The organism is Brevibacillus sedimenti (genome assembly GCF_020923495.1).
Lineage (GTDB): Bacteria > Bacillota > Bacilli > Brevibacillales > Brevibacillaceae > Brevibacillus > Brevibacillus aydinogluensis.
Window position 1 is genome coordinate 1,436,219 of sequence record NZ_CP064048.1, and the last position, 16,970, is coordinate 1,453,188.

At 57.7% G+C, this 16,970-nt stretch carries 17 protein-coding genes and 1 pseudogene; 7 read left to right on the forward strand and 11 right to left on the reverse strand.

Annotated elements, in window-relative coordinates; genetic code table 11:
* Positions 1-64 precede the first annotated feature (64 nt).
* From IRT44_RS07010 to IRT44_RS07020, 3 genes are read right to left on the reverse strand one after another with little or no spacing between them, the layout of a single operon-like run.
* Positions 65-1,456 (reverse strand): sensor histidine kinase, encoded by a 1,392-nt coding sequence (locus IRT44_RS07010; RefSeq protein ID WP_171566098.1) that lies wholly within the window; start codon positions 1,454-1,456, stop codon positions 65-67.
* Positions 1,443-2,153 (reverse strand): response regulator transcription factor, encoded by a 711-nt coding sequence (locus IRT44_RS07015; protein WP_171566099.1) that lies wholly within the window; start codon positions 2,151-2,153, stop codon positions 1,443-1,445. Before IRT44_RS07015 ends, IRT44_RS07010 begins: the two co-directional genes overlap by 14 nt.
* A 37-nt stretch (positions 2,154-2,190) precedes the next feature.
* Entirely contained in the window at positions 2,191-3,552 is a 1,362-nt protein-coding gene (locus IRT44_RS07020; RefSeq protein ID WP_171566100.1) for a VCBS repeat-containing protein, read from the reverse strand.
* 271 nt (positions 3,553-3,823) lie between these two features.
* Between IRT44_RS07020 and IRT44_RS07025 the strand changes: the two genes are divergently transcribed.
* Positions 3,824-4,789, forward strand: a complete 966-nt coding sequence (locus IRT44_RS07025; protein WP_230077664.1) for a hypothetical protein — start codon at positions 3,824-3,826, stop codon at positions 4,787-4,789.
* A gap of 87 nt (positions 4,790-4,876) precedes the next feature.
* Here the strand turns inward: IRT44_RS07025 and IRT44_RS07030 are convergent, their stop codons facing one another.
* The 4 genes from IRT44_RS07030 to IRT44_RS07050 all read right to left on the reverse strand — a co-directional run bounded on the left by IRT44_RS07030 (position 4,877) and on the right by IRT44_RS07050 (position 9,612).
* Complete coding sequence (locus IRT44_RS07030; protein WP_230077865.1) at positions 4,877-6,304, reverse strand: GntP family permease; 1,428 nt, start codon at positions 6,302-6,304, stop codon at positions 4,877-4,879.
* A gap of 26 nt (positions 6,305-6,330) precedes the next feature.
* The gene (locus IRT44_RS07035) at positions 6,331-7,473 is read right to left on the reverse strand and encodes a glycerate kinase (RefSeq protein WP_212133033.1); all 1,143 of its coding nucleotides are present in this window, start codon (positions 7,471-7,473) and stop codon (positions 6,331-6,333) included.
* On the reverse strand, positions 7,470-8,333 hold the full coding sequence (locus IRT44_RS19380) for a sugar diacid recognition domain-containing protein (protein ID WP_304414791.1): 864 nt from the start codon (positions 8,331-8,333) through the stop codon (positions 7,470-7,472). The genes IRT44_RS07035 and IRT44_RS19380 overlap by 4 nt, the downstream gene beginning before the upstream one ends.
* A gap of 118 nt (positions 8,334-8,451) precedes the next feature.
* On the reverse strand, positions 8,452-9,612 hold the full coding sequence (locus IRT44_RS07050; protein WP_171566105.1) for a CdaR family transcriptional regulator: 1,161 nt from the start codon (positions 9,610-9,612) through the stop codon (positions 8,452-8,454).
* Between the two features lie 229 nt (positions 9,613-9,841).
* Between IRT44_RS07050 and rpmG the strand changes: the two genes are divergently transcribed.
* The gene (gene rpmG / locus IRT44_RS07055) at positions 9,842-9,991 is read left to right on the forward strand and encodes a 50S ribosomal protein L33 (protein ID WP_171566106.1); all 150 of its coding nucleotides are present in this window, start codon (positions 9,842-9,844) and stop codon (positions 9,989-9,991) included.
* Positions 9,992-10,054: 63 nt separating this feature from the next.
* On the opposite strand, the gene IRT44_RS07060 is transcribed toward rpmG, so the two are convergent.
* Positions 10,055-11,221, reverse strand: a complete 1,167-nt coding sequence (locus tag IRT44_RS07060) for a cation:proton antiporter (protein WP_230077665.1) — start codon at positions 11,219-11,221, stop codon at positions 10,055-10,057.
* Between the two features lie 464 nt (positions 11,222-11,685).
* On the opposite strand from IRT44_RS07060, the gene IRT44_RS07065 reads away from it, so the two are divergent.
* From IRT44_RS07065 to IRT44_RS07075, 3 genes and pseudogenes are all read left to right on the forward strand, one after another.
* On the forward strand, positions 11,686-12,447 hold the full coding sequence (locus IRT44_RS07065) for an ANT(4')-I family aminoglycoside nucleotidyltransferase (RefSeq protein ID WP_212133035.1): 762 nt from the start codon (positions 11,686-11,688) through the stop codon (positions 12,445-12,447).
* A gap of 98 nt (positions 12,448-12,545) precedes the next feature.
* Positions 12,546-12,869, forward strand: a pseudogene (locus IRT44_RS07070) (DUF2500 domain-containing protein); the annotation flags it as partial.
* 63 nt (positions 12,870-12,932) lie between these two features.
* Positions 12,933-13,283, forward strand: a complete 351-nt coding sequence (locus IRT44_RS07075) for a cupin domain-containing protein (RefSeq protein WP_212133054.1) — start codon at positions 12,933-12,935, stop codon at positions 13,281-13,283.
* A 144-nt stretch (positions 13,284-13,427) separates the two neighbouring features.
* Here IRT44_RS07075 and IRT44_RS19325 read toward each other — a convergent pair whose 3' ends face one another.
* From IRT44_RS19325 to IRT44_RS07085, 3 genes are all read right to left on the reverse strand, one after another.
* On the reverse strand, positions 13,428-13,562 hold the full coding sequence (locus tag IRT44_RS19325; protein ID WP_268255215.1) for a hypothetical protein: 135 nt from the start codon (positions 13,560-13,562) through the stop codon (positions 13,428-13,430).
* Between the two features lie 38 nt (positions 13,563-13,600).
* Positions 13,601-13,882, reverse strand: a complete 282-nt coding sequence (locus IRT44_RS07080; RefSeq protein WP_212133036.1) for a hypothetical protein — start codon at positions 13,880-13,882, stop codon at positions 13,601-13,603.
* A gap of 219 nt (positions 13,883-14,101) precedes the next feature.
* The gene (locus tag IRT44_RS07085; RefSeq protein WP_212133037.1) at positions 14,102-14,515 is read right to left on the reverse strand and encodes an Lrp/AsnC family transcriptional regulator; all 414 of its coding nucleotides are present in this window, start codon (positions 14,513-14,515) and stop codon (positions 14,102-14,104) included.
* Between the two features lie 118 nt (positions 14,516-14,633).
* On the opposite strand from IRT44_RS07085, the gene IRT44_RS07090 reads away from it, so the two are divergent.
* Together IRT44_RS07090 and IRT44_RS07095 are read left to right on the forward strand one after the other, a co-directional pair.
* Positions 14,634-15,404: an MBL fold metallo-hydrolase gene (locus IRT44_RS07090; protein ID WP_230077666.1), complete on the forward strand. Its 771-nt coding sequence runs from the start codon at positions 14,634-14,636 to the stop codon at positions 15,402-15,404.
* A gap of 160 nt (positions 15,405-15,564) precedes the next feature.
* A complete protein-coding gene (locus tag IRT44_RS07095) occupies positions 15,565-16,851 on the forward strand; it encodes a S8 family peptidase (protein ID WP_171566113.1) in 1,287 nt (428 codons plus the stop codon).
* Positions 16,852-16,970 lie beyond the last annotated feature (119 nt).

The window sequence follows — 16,970 nt, forward strand, 5'->3', positions numbered from 1 at the left end:
GGGCTGCCGGCTATTTGCCGTTCGTGGTCTGTTTTTGCAGTGGTCATCCTGAGGGAGCTGGGCGTCATTTCGTTGTCAGCGGCAGTTCGACAGTTACCGTGGTTCCGCTGCCGAGCCGGCTGTCGACGTGGAAATGGCCGCCGTGGAGTTGGACGATTTCCTGGCAGATGGAGAGGCCCAGGCCGCTGCCGGCCTGTTTGGACCGCCCCTTGAAAAACTTCTCCGTGATGTGGGGCAGGTCTTCCGGGTCGATGCCTTCGCCCGTGTCCGTTACGGCGATGACCGCCCATCTCCCGGTCTCCTCCGCCGTTACGGTGATCGTCCCGCCACTGGGGGTAAACTTGAAGGCATTGTCCAGCAAGTTGACAAAGACCTGCTTCAGCCGGTTGACGTCACCTGTAACCGGCAGGGGGGCATCCGGCACGACAACCTGCAGCCCTACACCCTTGTCGTGCGAGCGGACAGCGAACTGCACCCGGACGTCTTCCAGCACGTCGCGCAGGTCCAGCCGCTCCCGCGACAGTTTCAGCTCGCCCGACTGAAACTTTGAGAAATCCAGCAATTCTTCCACCAAGCCGATCAGTCGATCTGTTTCCTTGGCGATCACTTCCAGGCCAAGCCTTGTTTCTTCCGGATCGTTCAGCCCGCCGGAAAGGAGCGTCTCTCCCCAGCCCTTGATCGAGGTGAGCGGCGTTCGCAGTTCGTGGGAGACGGAGGAGATGAAGTCGTTTTTCAGTTTTTCGTTCTTGCCGATCTCCTCGGCCATGTAGTTAAACGTCTCCGCCAGCGTGCCCACCTCGTCGTCGTAGCGCTTGGCCGCCCGGACGGAAAAATTGCCCGTCGCCATTTGCGTAGCCGCTCGGGTCAGCTCCAGTATCGGGTCGACCATGCGCTTGGCTGTCACCAGGCTCAGGCCAAAGGCAAACAGTACGACGACGGCCCCGACGCCTGCGCCGTACATCGCAATCTTGTAGACGGCTGCGTACAGCGGTTCAGCGGAAATGGTGTAGCGCAAGACACCGACCGTTTCCCCCAGGTAGGTAAGCCGGTTGGAGACGGCGATGACCCGCTCCGGTGTCTGCGGTGACTTGCCGACGTAGATGCCCGTCGTGTTTGTCAGGGCTTCCTTCACGTCGGGCGTGTCAATCACCTCGGCGGTTTGAAATCCGTAGGAGTTGAGCAGCACTTTTCCCCCGGTGTCCAGCACTTCCACTTTGGCAGTTTCCCCGTTTGAAACATTCTCCAAAATATAGCGGGCCTTTTCTTTCAGCCCGTACGTGCCTGCATACTTGTTGATAAAGGTGGTGAACGTAGTGGCCCGCGTGACCAGCGTTTCGGTGGCGGTGCCGAAGTAATAGGTATGCACCGCCCAGTAGAACAACCCTTCCAACACCAGCACGATCAACAACAGGATGAACCCGAAGTGGATGATCAGTCTGGCCCTAATCCCTCTCATTGTTCGTTTCCTTTCGCCATAAGTAACCATAGCCCCAAACCGTTTCCACGAATTTGGGGTGGGCGGGGTCTTCTTCGATTTTTTGGCGGATGCGGCGAATGTTCACGTCGACCACTTTCAGGTCGCCGACGAAAAACTGACCCCAGACCTTGGTGAGAATCTCGTCGCGGCTGATCGCCTTGTTCGCGTTTTCCGCAAGCAGCTTGATGATGGCAAATTCTTTCGGGGTCAGCACGATCTCCTGACTGCCTTTCAAGAGCTTTCGCTCGTCCAGAAGCAGCGTGAACGGATGGATGTCGATGAGGTGTTTTGCCTCGTCAGGAGCGGGGAGGGAGTAGAGCCGGCGGTGCAGCGCCTTGACGCGCGCCAGCAACTCCGCCGGACTGAAAGGTTTTACCACGTAATCGTCCGCCCCAAACTCCAGGCCCATCACCTTGTCTCGTTCCTGGCTCTTGGCCGTCAGCATGATAATGCCGAGCCGGGGGAACTTCTGGCGCAGGTGCCCGCATACCGTAAAGCCGTCGATCCCCGGCAGCATCACGTCGAGAATCGCGATCTCGATGTCCGGCTGGTTTTCGGCGATTTCCAGCGCTTCTTCCCCGCTGGCCGCTTCCACCACTTCACAGCCTGCCCGTTTCAGGTTAATGCGGACAAAGTCGCGAATCGACTTCTCGTCTTCCAGCAACAACACTTTCATCGTCTCTACTCCTTGCTCCTGCGGGTAAGATAATCGGTTACATCGGCATTTTCAGCGGACGGAACAACTGACGGATTTCGTCTGCTGTCAGCAGCATGGCATTGTACTCACGCAGGGCGGCACCGCTCAACCCGCTGGCTTCCTGCGGCTGAATCGCCACTACCACCTGTTGTCCCTGCTCCGTCAGCACGATATACGGCGTTTGCTTTTCCTTCAGGGACGCTTCGACCTTTGTCCAATCCTTCTGCGGGACAGCCTGCAGGGTGAGCAGCGTCGCCTTTTCCTTGCCTCCCTGGCCGTAATAGAGCAGGCGCACGGGAGGATTGGCAGAGTCGCGGTCTACTTCAATGGTGTACTTGTCCTTCCATCTGGCGGGAATGAGGAAATCCGTGCCGATGCCGTACGACTGATAGTGGTCCTCGACGTGGCGCAGGCCGGCCGCTCCGTCCCACTGGTAATAGGAAGCGATCCACGGAATTTCCACCATGGCAAGATCGTCGGTGCCCGGCGGCTGGGTGTGAATGCCGATTTCAACAATGCCGTCGTTGTTGATGTCTTCACTGGGCAATACATAGGGTTTAAAGGTCATAGAGATGTCACCGTCCGCCTTGGTCAGCGGACGCACCAGCTTGCCGTCTTGCCAGACCAACAACTCGGTCATGCCGGAGTGTGCTCCGATGCCCGCGTCGACAAAGATCGCCGACTGGGTCGGTGTCGCCTTCCCGATCGTCGCCTGTTCATAGCCGTTTACCCCTCCCTCCAGGGGCAGTTCGGCCAGCTTGTCCAACTGTCCGTCCTTGATACCGTACACCTCTGCTTTGGACGTCAGCTTGTCGTGGTCGTGCGAGATCAGTGCCAGCTCCGCTTTCTTGTCACCGGTGAGATCGCCGACGGCCATGGCTGCGTACGATTGCTTCAACAGCTCACGCATCTGTTCCTGCTGCCAGGAGTAGATGGACAGTTCCTTGTTCAGCCCTTCACCGCCGCCCCAGCCGATCAGCATCTCTGGGACGTTGTCGCCCGTAACGTCGACAAACTGGACGTAGTCCAATTCGCTGCCGATTCCGGTCAAGGACGCTGTCTTTTTCCATTTTCCCTCTTTTTGACTGAGGACAAGCACGCCAATTTCGTAATCCGTTTTTTCCGTTTTGTAAAACGCGATCAAATCGGGATTGCCGTCACCGGTCAGGTCCTGCAGGTTGACCGCGCTGGCCTCTTCAGGGTGAAGCGGCACCGTCAGCTGTGAGCCGGGCGGCAAAAACTGCATAACCGTTTGGTTGATCGATTGTTGGTTGGCATCTGCCAACGGCGCCCGCATCAATGCATTTGGCGTGTCGTTCAGGCCGCAGGCACTAGTGAAAACAGCGAGAGCGGTTGGCAACAGCCACGATTTTTTCATGGTGGTTTCGTTCCTTTCTATGCAGTGTTGGCAAATCTGCCCTTATTGTAGCCGGATTGGAAGGAAAAAGAGTTGCAAACCGGTGACATTGATCCACTGCCGAGGGTGAAAAAGGTACATGCCGAATTGCAACAATTTGGCAACTGCCACCGTTTATGAAAACAGAGTCAGCTCATTGACGGATTAGAGAAACTGACTGTTCTGCAATCTGTTTTTACAGACGGCAGGATGCCAAACACATCAGCAGGGATGACAAAGGGAGGAAGAAGTGATGAAAGCGTGGTGCAAGACCGTATCGGCCGTGCTTTGCGGCGGTGCGATTCTCTTGGCGCCGGGACCGAATGTGGAGCCGGTTCATGCGAAGGCGGTGAATCCGCAAGCGTTTGCCACCGTGGTGCGCATTCAGCCTGAGCACTCGATTACGTTTGGGATAACATTTGTAGATGGATTTCGGGCACAGGTGACAAGCAGCCATCTCAAAGGCGTCACCACCGTTGACGTGAGTCCCAACAAGGACGGATATGTGAGGTACGGTGTCTACCAGGCCAACGGCAAGCTGCGCAAACCGATCAAAGGCTTTGCCGAAAAGCTGGTCCAATTGGTCCCGTACTACGAGGCGGACGGGAGTATCCGCTATCTCGGCCGCCAGGTCCTGTATGGCGTGGACGGGTACGACCGGATCGCCGTGGCCACCAGCGTCTGGACACTGGTCAACCAGAAACCGCAGCTCGTCGGACTCACCATCGACAAAGGCGATTGGGACAACTTGCCGTCCCCCGAAGTGGACGTCAACACAGGATTTAGCATGGACAATGACAGCACCTTTGTGCTGGACACCAGGTACGCCGATGTGACGGGGGATGGAGTGCGCGACCACGTGCTGCTGGTGGGGCACAAAATGGGCGCGTCCATGAACCTGCTGGCCGACAATCTGCGTCTCGTCGTCCGCGAGGGGAAAACCAACCAGCAGACGTATGCATCCGTAGGCCAATGGGATCGGGCGTATCTGCCGAAACTGCACATCGGCCGCTATAATCAGGACAGCGTGAACGACATTTTGATCACCATGCCTACGGAAACGGGAAAGGTCTACAGCGTGATGACGTGGAAAGACAACCGCCCGGCGGCGCTGATCGACCAGCGGACGGTGAACAATCCGGCCGTCTACCAGCCTGTCATCGGTCGTTACGGAGAAGCGATCGGCCTCCAGAAGGTGACGCCGAAGAAACAGAAATGACAGCAGGCGCACCCTGAGGCTGTGTCTGCAAACGAACATCCCTCTCTTTCCTGCGGGAGAAGAGAGGGATGTTTGTTGTGGCAAAGATTACAGGAAAATGATTCCCAAAATGGATACCACCACGATGCCGACCAAGCCTTGAACCAGCGTGGCCATCGTTTGGGCACGGTAGGCGGTGGACAGGCTCATTTTGGAGAACTGGGTGACCACCCAGAAATAGGAGTCGTTCACGTGGCTGACCACCATGGCACCACAGCCGATGGCCATGACCGTCAGCATCTGCCCGATGGGAACAGTGCCCATCATCGCATCCAGGCCCAGGGATGGCAGAAGCGGGAACATGATCGTTGAGGTGATGACCATTGCGGCGGTGGAGCTGCCCTGAGCCGTTTTGAGGACGGCGGCGATCAGGAAGGTGATGATCAGCGCGCCCACGCCGACAAAGGCGACATTGCCGTCGATCAGCGTCTTCACGTAATCGGCGATGGGAGTAGCCTTGATGACCGCGCCGAGCGATCCGCCCGCACCGGTAATCATGATGATGACAGCAGCGTCCAGCAGGCCCTCGCCCATCCACTTGGTCAGCGTTTCCTCATTGCGTTGTGGCAATAGTCCAAAAATAGCGAAGAGCAAACCGATAAACAGCGCGTTCACGGGGGCGCCCAGGAAGGTGAGAAGTGTGTTGGCAAAGCCGGTGATCAGCACTTCATTGTTGCCTTGGGCATCGACTCCCACCGGGAAGTTGGCAAACGAACCGAGGGCCAGCAGGACAATCGGAACCACGATTGGCGCAAACGAGGCGAAGGCAGATGGCAGTTGGCCGAAACGGGCTTTGAACTCTTCAAAGCTTTCCACAGCCTCATCCAGTTCCACCGGGAGCTTGGCCGCCACTTTGCGGGCCCAGATGTGTCCGGCGAGCGCGACCGGGATGGAGACGAAAAGACCGATGACGATTACCCAGAACAGGCCGTCCGGTCCAATGCCGACGTTGGTCGCGGCGGCGATGGGACCCGGTGTCGGCGGCACCAGTGTATGGGTGGCGTACAGGCCGGTGGACAGAGCGACTGCCAGGGTAACGACGCTAACGCCTGTCTTTTTCGCCAGCGATTTTTTCAGGGATGACAAAATGACGTATCCGGAATCGCAAAAGACCGGGATGGAGACGATCCAACCGATGATCGACATGGCCAACGCCGGATGGCGGTCGCCCAGAAGGCGCAGCACCACTTCCGCCATTTTGACGGCGGCACCGGAGTTTTCCAGGATTTTGCCGATCATTGTTCCGAAGATGATGACCAGACCGATGCTGGTGATGATGCTGCCGAATCCGCCGGCAATCTCTTTGCCGATGTCGGCGATGATCGGTTCTTCGACACCGCTGAGGGAGCCGACAAAGTTGGTCGCCAATGCGAAAAGATATGTGCTGGAAATGATGGATAAGAACGGATGGAGCTTCCACTTGGCGGTCGCGTAGACGATGAAGACAATCGCCAGCAGCAGAAGAAGCAAAATGATTGGTCCCAACTGAATAACTTCAGGACTCATGACAATCCTCCCTTGGTTGCGAATATGCGCGTGAGTTGTTCGGCTGCCTGTTCCAGCAGTCCGGCGGTTTGCGCCATTGCCTGTTCCAGCGTCATTGGCTTGTTGATGATGCTGGCTACTGCGGTGACGCCATGCTTGTACAGCGCCTCGATCCCAGTGCCGATGGAACCCGCCAGGACGATGACGGGAATCCCGCGCTGCTGCGCCAGCTTTGCCACTCCACAGGGTGTTTTGCCCTGTGCCGTCTGATGGTCGACCTGCCCTTCGCCGGTAAACACCAGATCGGCGCCTTCCATCGCTTCGGCCAGCCGGGTGGTTTCACTGACAATCTGGATGCCGGACTTCAGCTCGCCGTTCAGAAAGGCGAGGAGGGCGCCTGCCACGCCGCCAGCCGCACCGGTCCCCGGCAGGTCGTGGATGGCGATGCCGCGGGTTTGTTCAATTACATCCGCAAAATGGCGCAAGTTGTCGTCCAGGAGTTTGACCATCTCGGGCGTGGCTCCCTTTTGCGGGCCAAATACATGGGAAGCGCCGTTTGGACCGACAAACGGGTTGTCCACGTCACAGGCGATGGTAAACACGCATTCTGACAGCCGCGGATCGGCACTGCTCGAATCGATTCGCTCCAGTTTATGAAGTTCACCTCCTCCAAAGGCGAGCGGCTGGCCGTCCCCGTCCAGCAGGGCGAACCCGAGCGCCTGCAGCATGCCGGCCCCGCCGTCGTTGGTAGCGCTGCCGCCGATCCCCAGAATAAAGCGGCGGCAGCCCAGGTCCAACCCGGCTTTGATCAATTGGCCGAACCCGTAGGTGGTGGTCACGAGCGGATTGCGCTCGGACGCGTCGATCAGGTAGAGACCCGAAGCGGCTGCCATCTCGATGACGCACGTTTTCCCGTCTCCGAGAATCCCGAACTCCGCCGTGATCTGTCGACCGAGGGGATTTTTGACCGTGGCCTGCAAAATCTTGCCGCCGGTGGCGTCCACCAAGCACTGAAGGGTGCCTTCACCGCCGTCGGCCATCGGCTTGATGACGATGTCGCTGTCCGGCAGCGCTTTGCGCACGCCTGCCGCGATGGCATCTCCCACCTGTTTGGCGGTAAGGCTTCCTTTAAACGAATCAGGTGCGATGACAATCTTCATGCTGTTCCTCCCTTGGCCAGGGTTTCCATCATCTGTTCAATGTCGTCCACGTATTTGACCAGCGCCTGCAGCGCGATGGATTGTTCCTGTGCCTTGTCGTCGTTTGCTTTGGCCTGTTCGCTGATGCTGCCGAATGTGACGTGCACCTGGCGAAGAATCTCCTGAATCTGCTTGACAGTGTTTTGGCAGACAGATGCCAGTTTGCGGACTTCGGTGGCGACGACCTGAAAGCCTCTGCCCGCTTCTCCGGCCCGCGCGGCTTCGATGGCGGCGTTTAAGCCGATCAGGTTGCTGTGGTCGGCGATTTCCTTGATCATCTTTAGCGCGTCCGTGATCTGTTTGATCTGTTCTTCGCCATTGGTCACCACCTGCAGGGCGTTTCGGCTGGCTGCGGCAAAGTCTTCGGAACTGGCGGAAATCTGTTGAATCGTGGCCGCCATGTTGTGCAGGTGTTCGTACACCTGCTGGGAGGCCTTCTGCTGTTCCGTGATCTGTTCGCGGTTTTTCAGCCACAGTACGACGGTCCGGGCGGCGACGCGGACGATCGGCAGCATCTCGTCCGGATTGCCGGACATGCCGATCACGCCGATGCGCTTGCCGTTGTACACGATCGGCAGGTTGGAGCCTGGACGCACGCCCTCCAGTTGGCGTGCCTGCTCTTCCGTCACCAGGGCTTCGTCAATCAAGCCGAGCATGATCTTTTTGGCGGCCTCGTGCACGGTGCCAATGCGTTCCGGGCGCGTGGAGGAAAGAATCACACCTCCCTCACCCATGATGTTGATGTGCTGACCGGTCTCCTCGTGCAAAATTTGTACAATTTCGTCGAAAAAACCATCCTGCAAAAACGAATCAGTATTCATAGTCATTCCTCTCATGTTTGTCTGATGTTACCATTTACTATACAAGAATTGGGAAGGCGATTACATTTTGCAAAACCACCAAAAAAGCGTGTCGAATGCTGTCAGATTTCTGTGAGAATTATCCAGTTTGGGAGAGGCGGTGCAGTTCCAGCGCCAGCTTGATTTTGGCCGCTTCGGCAAAGCGGCGCGGATTGCGTCCCAGCATCTCCTCAATCCGGTCCAACCTGTACAGGAGCGTGTTGCGATGGATGTTGAGCGCTTGAGCCGCTGCCGTCAGGTTGAGATCGGCGGAAAACAGAGCGTGCAGCGTTTCCAACAGTTCGTCGTGTTTGACGAGATCCTTGAGAACGTCACGGACCACCACCTGCCGGGTGGCGGGGGGTGTTTCGAGCAGCAGCAGTTCCAGCGTCATGTCGTCAATATGGCCGATTGCCCCCTTGGCGGGGAAGCGTTCCAGCACCTGCAGGGCCTGCATGGCCTCCTTGAACGACAGTTCCAGCTCATAGACGTCCTCATAGCCGCGCCCCATTGCGATCAGCAGGCGGCTGCGCAGGGAGGCGGGGGCTGCTTCCAGCAGTTTGTGGGCGGCCTCGTGCAAATACTGCCTGATCTGCTCTTTGCTGCGGAGACCGCTCAAGTCAGTGACGACGATCCAGCAGTTCCGCTTTGTCACGGAGACGCAGACCTGATCGGAATTGCGGAAGCAGGCGGCAACCTTGCGGGGGAAGCTGCGGTCAGCATGCCATTCATCTCCGTCCTTCAAGCCGGTTGCCTGGATGATCACGACCGAGCGGGGACGGGACAAATCCAGACCGAGCAGGGCACCGCGGGACATTACCACTTCGCGCGCAGGGTCCAGCGTCCCGGAAATCATCTCCTGCACCAGAAAATTGACGGAGCGCTCCGCCATTTCCATCTGTTCCGTCAGATACGCCTGCTGCAGCATCATTTCCGTCATCATCTTGACCGCTTTGCCAAACGGAACCACTTCCTGCGGGGCGCCGGATATGCCGATCACGCCGACAATCTCCTGCTGAAAGCGAATGGGCATGTTGATGCCGGGCTTTGTTCCCGTCCATTTTTGGCAATCTTCTTCGCCGAGGAGCATTTCCTCCCCGGTGGCAATCACCTGGCGGGCTGCCTGGTGAAAGGTTTGGATGCGCGATGGATCGCTGGAACTGATGATGACGCCGTCCTTATCCATGACATTGATGTTCAGGTTGGTCACTTCCATTGTGCGTTTGACAATCCGGTCGGCGAGGGATTGAGTCAATTTCATCTTCCGCGGGCTCCTTCCGCTGGACATAGAGTATGGGTCTATTCATTGTATCGGGTAAGGATTCCCACACGTTTTAGATCGGAAAGATTACGTTTTGTTTTGACGAACAGTTTGCCATTGGGGTAGAATACTGGATAAATCGTATTCGTTACGATTTACAGGTGCGTAAGGAGTTGCAAGACATGGCTGATCAAGGCAGGCCGAAAAACACAAGAGGGAGGAACAAACCATGCGCGTAACAGTGACACTGCAGTGCACGGAGACGGGAGACCGCAACTACATCACGACGAAAAACAAGCGAAACACCCCGGAGCGGCTGGAGCTGATGAAGTATTCGCCGCGGCTGAAGCGGCGGACGGTGCATCGGGAAACGAAGTAGAACGAATCGCGTCATTGACCAAAAAAATTGGCCGGGACTGCTGTCCCGGCTTTCGGCGGCGGATTACGCTTCTCGTCTCAACACGGGGCGTTCCGCCGCCAGCTTTTGTTGGGTGAAAAACAGCTTCATCAGCGGCGGCGTCACCAATGTCGTCACGAGAACGACGACGATGACGGCGGCAAACATGTCTTCGGCCAGCAACCCGGTTTCCAGTCCGATGGAGGCGATGATCAGCGCCACTTCCCCGCGGGACACCATCGCCGCGCCGATGCCCAGGGAGCTGCCCCAGGTAAAACCAGACAGCTTCGCGCCGAGCGCGCCGCCGACCAGTTTGGTCAGGATTGCAAGGATGCTGAGGCCGGCAATCAGGCCGAGATGTTCGCCAATGCCCGCAAATGACGCCGTGACCCCGATGGAGGTGAAGAACACCGGGACAAACACCGAATAGCTGAGCGTTTCCACTTTTTCACACATCTTCTGCTTGTACGGGGTCATGCTGATGGCCACGCCGGCGATATAGGAGCCGATGATGGCGGCGACTCCCGCATAGTCGGCCAGGAAGGCGAACGTGAAGCAAATGATCAGTCCGGCGGATACGACAGACTCGGTTACCTGCAGCGGAGCAAACCGCTTCAGCACCCAAGGCACCACTTTCCAGGAGAGCAGCAGGGCGACGGCAAAAAACACCGCTTTTTTCACAACCACCATGCCGAGATTGACATCGCCGCCGGTAAAGCTCATCACAAACGCCAGGGCGAGAATGACCAGTACGTCGTCAATGACTGCGGCACCCAGGATGGTTGCTCCTTCTCTTGACTGCAGCCTGCCCAGCTCTTTAAGCGCCTGCACGGAAATGCTGACGCTGGTGGCGGAAAGCAACAGGCCGAGGAAGACCGCTTCCAGCGGAGACATGCCGACGGCGGTGCCCGCCAGATACCCCATTGTCAACGGCGCCAGGATGCCGGCCACGCCGACGAATGTGGAGGCTTTTCCCGTCCGCTTGAACTCGTCGAGATCGGTTTCCAGCCCCGCGATGAACATCAGCAGAATGACACCAATCTGGCTGATTTCCTTGAGAATTTCCGTGTCGTTGACCACCCCGAGCACCGTAGGCCCGAGCACGATGCCAATCAGCAGCTTGCCCAGTACGGAGGGCTGCCCCAAGCGGACGCTAATGTCCCCCGCAATCTTGGAAGCAAGCAGAATCATCGCCAGTTCAAAGACAATCATGGACACTCCCCCTTTGATGTGTTGCAACGGATGCGAATGAAAAAAGAGCCTGCCACCTCGATTTCCCCGCCTTTTTCGTAAAAAAGGCAATAGGAAACCCAGGTGACAGGCTCCTCCATTCAAATCGCATATTCACGTTTACGCATATCCATCATAACCGTTAATTCCTGAAAAGTCAATAAAGAATGACTCCGGCCTGTTCTGACTCGGCAGCCGGACGGGCAGCCTGTGCCGCAGGGGAAGAACCGGGGGGCGTTTGAGAGGTTTGTCTTTTTCCGGGATTTTCCGGATAATGGATTCGGAATGGTTTTTCCTTTTTGGGAAAATGGCGGAAATGATCACACAGTCCGGGAGGTTGGTGGCATGCACGCCAAAACAGTCCCCCGTTGATGCCGCGGCCCTCCTGTCTGTTTGTGTACGGCTTTTTCGAAACGCTTCGTACCAAACAAAAGGAGTGAACCCACATGAATGGACCAATGCCAATGACGAGAAAAGAGCGTGCGCGCCTGGCGCACGAGATCGCCGAACGGGCGCTGTCCGTCCACGGAGAGAACATCAAGGCGATCGGCATCTACGGCTCAGCGGCACGGGAAACGGACGGCCCGTTTTCCGATCTGGAGATGTTCTGCGTTCTGCGCTCTTCGGGTCAGGACGATGACTGCGAATGGGCCGTCGGGGCGTGGAAAGCGGAGGTGAACTTTCTGAGCGAGGACGTGATGCTGCGGGATGCGGCGTCCGTCGATGGCCTGTGGCCGCTCACGCACGGAAAGTATTTCGCTGTGCGGAGCCTTTATGATCCGGAAGCGTTTTTCGCCGAACTGCGCAGCGTGGCGGAATCGCCTGACAGGGATGATTTTCGCCGTGCGGTTTGCGGCGTGATCACAGGCGAACTGTACGAATTGGCCGGCAAGTGGAGAAATGTCAGGGTCCAGGGGCCCTGCACGTTTTTGCCGACGCTGGCAATCGAAACGGCCACGTACGGCGCCATGCTTGTCGGCCTGCATCATCGCCGGTGCTTTTCCACCAGGGCGCTCGTCCTGACCGAAGCGCTGGGGATGTCTGACCGCCCTGCCGGTTTCGACGCGCTGTGCCGGTTGGTGATGGCCGGGGATTTATCGAAGCCCGACGCGATCCTGAGCACCTGCGAAAGCTTCTGGGACGGGGTCATTGAGTGGGCCGTCCGAAACGGGTATGACTGCATGGAGAACAGGCGGATTCCCTTCTGAATCGCGGGAAAGATCGAAACATTTTTTTCCTCCTGGCGTATAACAGGGTAGCGTGATGGACAGGAGGGTGGAGCGTGTTTTTCGATGCGAGTTTTTCCATGCCGGGAGAACCCTTGTGGTTTACGCTGGCGCCCGGTTTGATCTTTGGGGTAATCATCGTGCTGATCGGGACGGCTCTGGTCAGAGGCGTGGTCACGTGGATGTCCAACAACACCGCGCCGGTCCGCAGCGTTCCTGCCAGGGTGTTGGGGAAGCGGACAAAAACCTGGGGAGGGGCCGGCGATTCAAGCGTTCATACGTCGTATTACGTGGCGTTTGAGCTGGACAGCGGGGAACGGCTGGAGTTTCGTGTAAACGGGCCGGAGTACGGGCTGATAGCCGATAACGAAGAAGGCATTCTCACGTATCAGGGCACGCGGTTCAAAGGGTTTCAACCCCAGCCCCGTGCGAAGTCGACCCCTCGCCAATCCGGGCAGTCAGGCGGTATGCCGCTGAAAAAAATATCCAAGGGGAGTGCGGAGCACTACGTCTGGGGGGAGCGCTGTGACGGCTGGCATCTGGTCAAGGGGAGCGACCTGAGTGTGATCCACGAGCGGATGCCGGCGGGAACGGCGGAAGTCCGTCATTACCATGAGCGGTCGCGGCAGTTTTTCTTTGTGCTGTCCGGGACAGCGGTGCTGGAAGTGGACGGCGTCTCGTGGGAGCTGCATCCCCACGAAGGCATGGAAGTGCCGCCGGGCGTGCCGCACCAGATGAAAAATGAAAGCGGGGCGGAGACGGAATTTCTCGTCATCTCCCAGCCGACGTCGCGGGGAGATCGCGTGCCGGCGGATTGACGGCGAGGGGGAACAAGGGAACCGGCCGGCATTGATCACACGCGCCGCCAGCGCACGGGAGACCTGCGCCCGGCTGTCGCGACAGTTAGAAAAACCCTGGCCGTTTGCCGTTCGGCCAGGGTTTTGTCATACATGCTGCGGTTGTCATTTCCACGGCAGGTACTCGGACATCTGCGCAAACGCGTCCGCCAGCGCGTAGAGGCTCTCCGCGGTCTGATAGGCTAACAGCGGCAGACTGAAGCAAACCAACAGAGCTTCTCCGATGTACTTGGCGATCATGCACCGTCACGCTCCTTTTTCGATTCTGATTCTTCTGCTCAGAGCGAAAAGCGGAGTGCGGATGCATCCGAGTCGCCGTCTTCGCACCGTACGCGCCGATGCAGCCGGATGCGCTGCGTCTGCCTTACCGCCATCGGATACGTCTCGACCAAGCAAAGATTAATGGAAGGTTCGTAGCTGTCGTTTTTACGCCAGCCAATGGTCACGCTCTGCGAGCGCTGCAACCGCCGTATGTACATTACGGACGGGAAGCAGCCCGCAAACAGGGCAAGCAAGGCGAAGAAATCATCCAGCGAAAGCAGCAAAAGCGCTTCTTCCATCGGCGATTTCCCCCCTTTCTTGACGTCTGCAAGAACCTGGGTTCCTGGCATCCCTCATTGTAAACCCGTTGGGCGGAAGCGGGCAACCGGAAAAAATTCTCGAAGTGCAATTCCGGTACAAAGCTGGAGGAGAGGCTCAGGCCGAACCCGATCGATGGCGCCATCGCCATAAGGATGATCGGTCAGTTCAGAAATGGTCGGATGATGGGCGGGACGTGCCTATTTCAGCCGGCCGATCGACAGACTCAGCCGGTAGTTGCCGTACGCCAGGATGTCGTCCAACAGCGCGTTGAGGGCCGTCTGATCGGGGACGCGGACGAGCAGCGAATAACAGCCTTCCCCGCTGACGCGATGAGCTTCAACGATCTCGGGGCGGCCCCTGACGAAGCGTTCGAACTGTCCGTGATCCGTCGTTTTCATCAGGAGCGTGACGATCGCGGTGAGGGAGGGGCCCAGTTTGGCAGGATCGACAACGGCCGTATATCCGCGGATGACGCCCATGTCCTCCATCCGCCGAATGCGGTTGCCCACGGCTTGGCCGGTCAGATGCACCTGTTCGCCGATTTCTTTCCACGACAAGCGGGCGTTTTCGCGCAGCAGGGCGAGGATGTGCAAGTCGGTTTGATCGAGCATGAGGCAGTCTCCTTTCAACCTGAAAGCGCAGAAGGATGAATCTTTTCACAGCGTTAACGATAACCCGATTATAATGGACTCACCTGTATCCATTATAATGGCAAAGGAGCGAACCTGTATGGAAATCCAGCTTGTCCGACACGCCACGCTGCGCGTGACATACGCCAACCGGACGCTGCTTGTCGATCCGATGCTGAGCCGGGCGGGCGAACTCGCGGCCACTCCCAACACGCCCAACCAGCGGCCCAATCCGCTTGTAGAGCTGCCCGTACCGGCGGAAAGCGTGATTGTTTGGATTGATGCCGTCCTGGTGACACACATCCATCGCGATCATTTTGACCAAGCGGCTGCCGACTTGCTGCCCAAGGAGATTCCGGTTTTTTGCCAGCCGCAGGATCGGGAGCGGCTGACGGAGTGCGGATTTTTAAATGTTACGCCGGTGGCGGATGAGATCGTCTGGGAAGGAATCCGCCTCGGGCGGACGGGCGGCCGGCACGGCACCGGGGACATCGGTGAGAAGATGGGGCCTGTCTCCGGATTTGTGCTGCGTGCGGAGGGGGAACCGTGCCTCTACCTGGCCGGCGACACGATCTGGTGTGAAGAGGTGGAGCGGGCCGCCGCCGACCATCGGCCGGAAGTGGCGGTGGTCTTTGCCGGAGCTGCCCAATTCGTAACCGGCGGTCCCATCACGATGACCGCTGAGGACGTCGTTTGCCTGGCCGGCGCCTGCCCGTCCGCTCGGATCGTCGTCGCCCATATGGAAGCGTGGAATCACTGTCTGCTGAGCCGCTCCGAACTGCGCGCTCACCTGCGGGAGCGAGAGCTGGACGGCCGGGTGCTGGTGCCGGAAGACGGCGAAGTGATGCGGTTTGACAAAACACTCCCTTGAAGAGGGGAGTGTTTTTGTTTTTGGATGACGGTTTTTCGAGGGGGAGAAAATTTAGAAGAAATTGCAAAAATAACTAAAATTGGTAATTGATATAAATTTCGGAATTATGTATAATTGAGCCACAGATACTAATTATAACCAAATTTAGGAGGGCGATTGTATGAGGAGGCAAAGGAAAAAGCTGTTGGGAGGCATGGTGTTGTCAGCAGCATTGGTACTGTCCGCGTTTTCAGGAGGTGCAGGGGCTGTTGATGAAAGCACAAACACAAGTTCAAGTTCGGACAAGCTTCGGGTGCTGATTCAGCCGGATAAAAGCGTGAGGTCGCTGAAGGCAAGCCTGAAGAGACAGCTTGGAGAGCGGCACGACTTTGACGACCTGGGCTTTACCACCGAAGTGACGGAAGAAGAACTGAAGAAATTGACGTCGGACAAGTCCTTGAAAGTTACGCTGGTCAACACGCTGTCGATTGCCGAGTTCCAGGAGGAGGGGCGCGTCGAGGCAATGGCGACTCCTTCCGACCGAACGCCTTGGGGGATCGAAGCAATTTATCGGAATTCGTCGATCCAATCCACCAGCGGCGGCAAAGGGATTCGCGTAGCCGTCCTGGATACCGGCGCCTATACCGCGCATCCTGACCTGTCGGCCAATGTGGAGCAGTGCTACAACTTCACTACGAGTTCGCCTGTCGTGAATGGTTGCGCAGATGGCAACGGACATGGGACCCACGTTGCGGGTACCATCCTCGCCAACGGAGGAGGAGGCAGCGGCATTTACGGCGTCGCTCCGGAGGCCAAGCTGTGGGCGTATAAAGTGCTGAGTGACGGGGGCAGCGGGTATGCGGATGATATCGCCTACGCGATCCGCTACGCCGCTGATCAAGGCGTCAGCAAAGGGGTAAAAGTGGTGATTTCCATGTCGCTTGGCTCCTCCGCGAAGGATTCGTTGATTGCCAATGCCGTGACCTATGCCCAGCAGCGAGGAGCGCTGGTGGTAGCGGCAGCCGGTAATTCCGGTCCTTCCGCCAATACGATCGGCTATCCGGGAGGGTTGAAGGATGCCGTAGCAGTAGCCGCTCTGGAAAATGTACAGCAAAACGGCACGTATCGTGTGGCTGACTTCTCTTCCCGGGGTAATCCGTCAACGGCCGGCGATTACGTGATTCAGGAGCGGGATGTGGAAGTATCCGCGCCGGGACGGTCGGTCGAATCGACGTGGCCCAATGGCGGATATAACACCATTAGCGGTACGTCCATGGCAACGCCGCATATCTCCGGATTGGCAGCCAAAATCTGGGCGTCGAATCCGACATGGAGCAATAACGATGTCCGTGCGGAGCTGCAAAAACGCGCGAAAGCAAATGACATCAAGGGAGGCATCAGCGCGGGGACAGGCGATGACATTGCTTCCGGCTTCGGATTCCCGACCGTCCAGGCTGGTGATCAATAAGCAAAGAAAATCAGCTGCCTGATCTGATGCGAAAAAAAGCCTGCACAACATGGGTCAACAGGCAGGACTCCCCGGCACAGTATAAGTCTGTGCCGGGGTTTTTTGTTCAGCAGCCGATG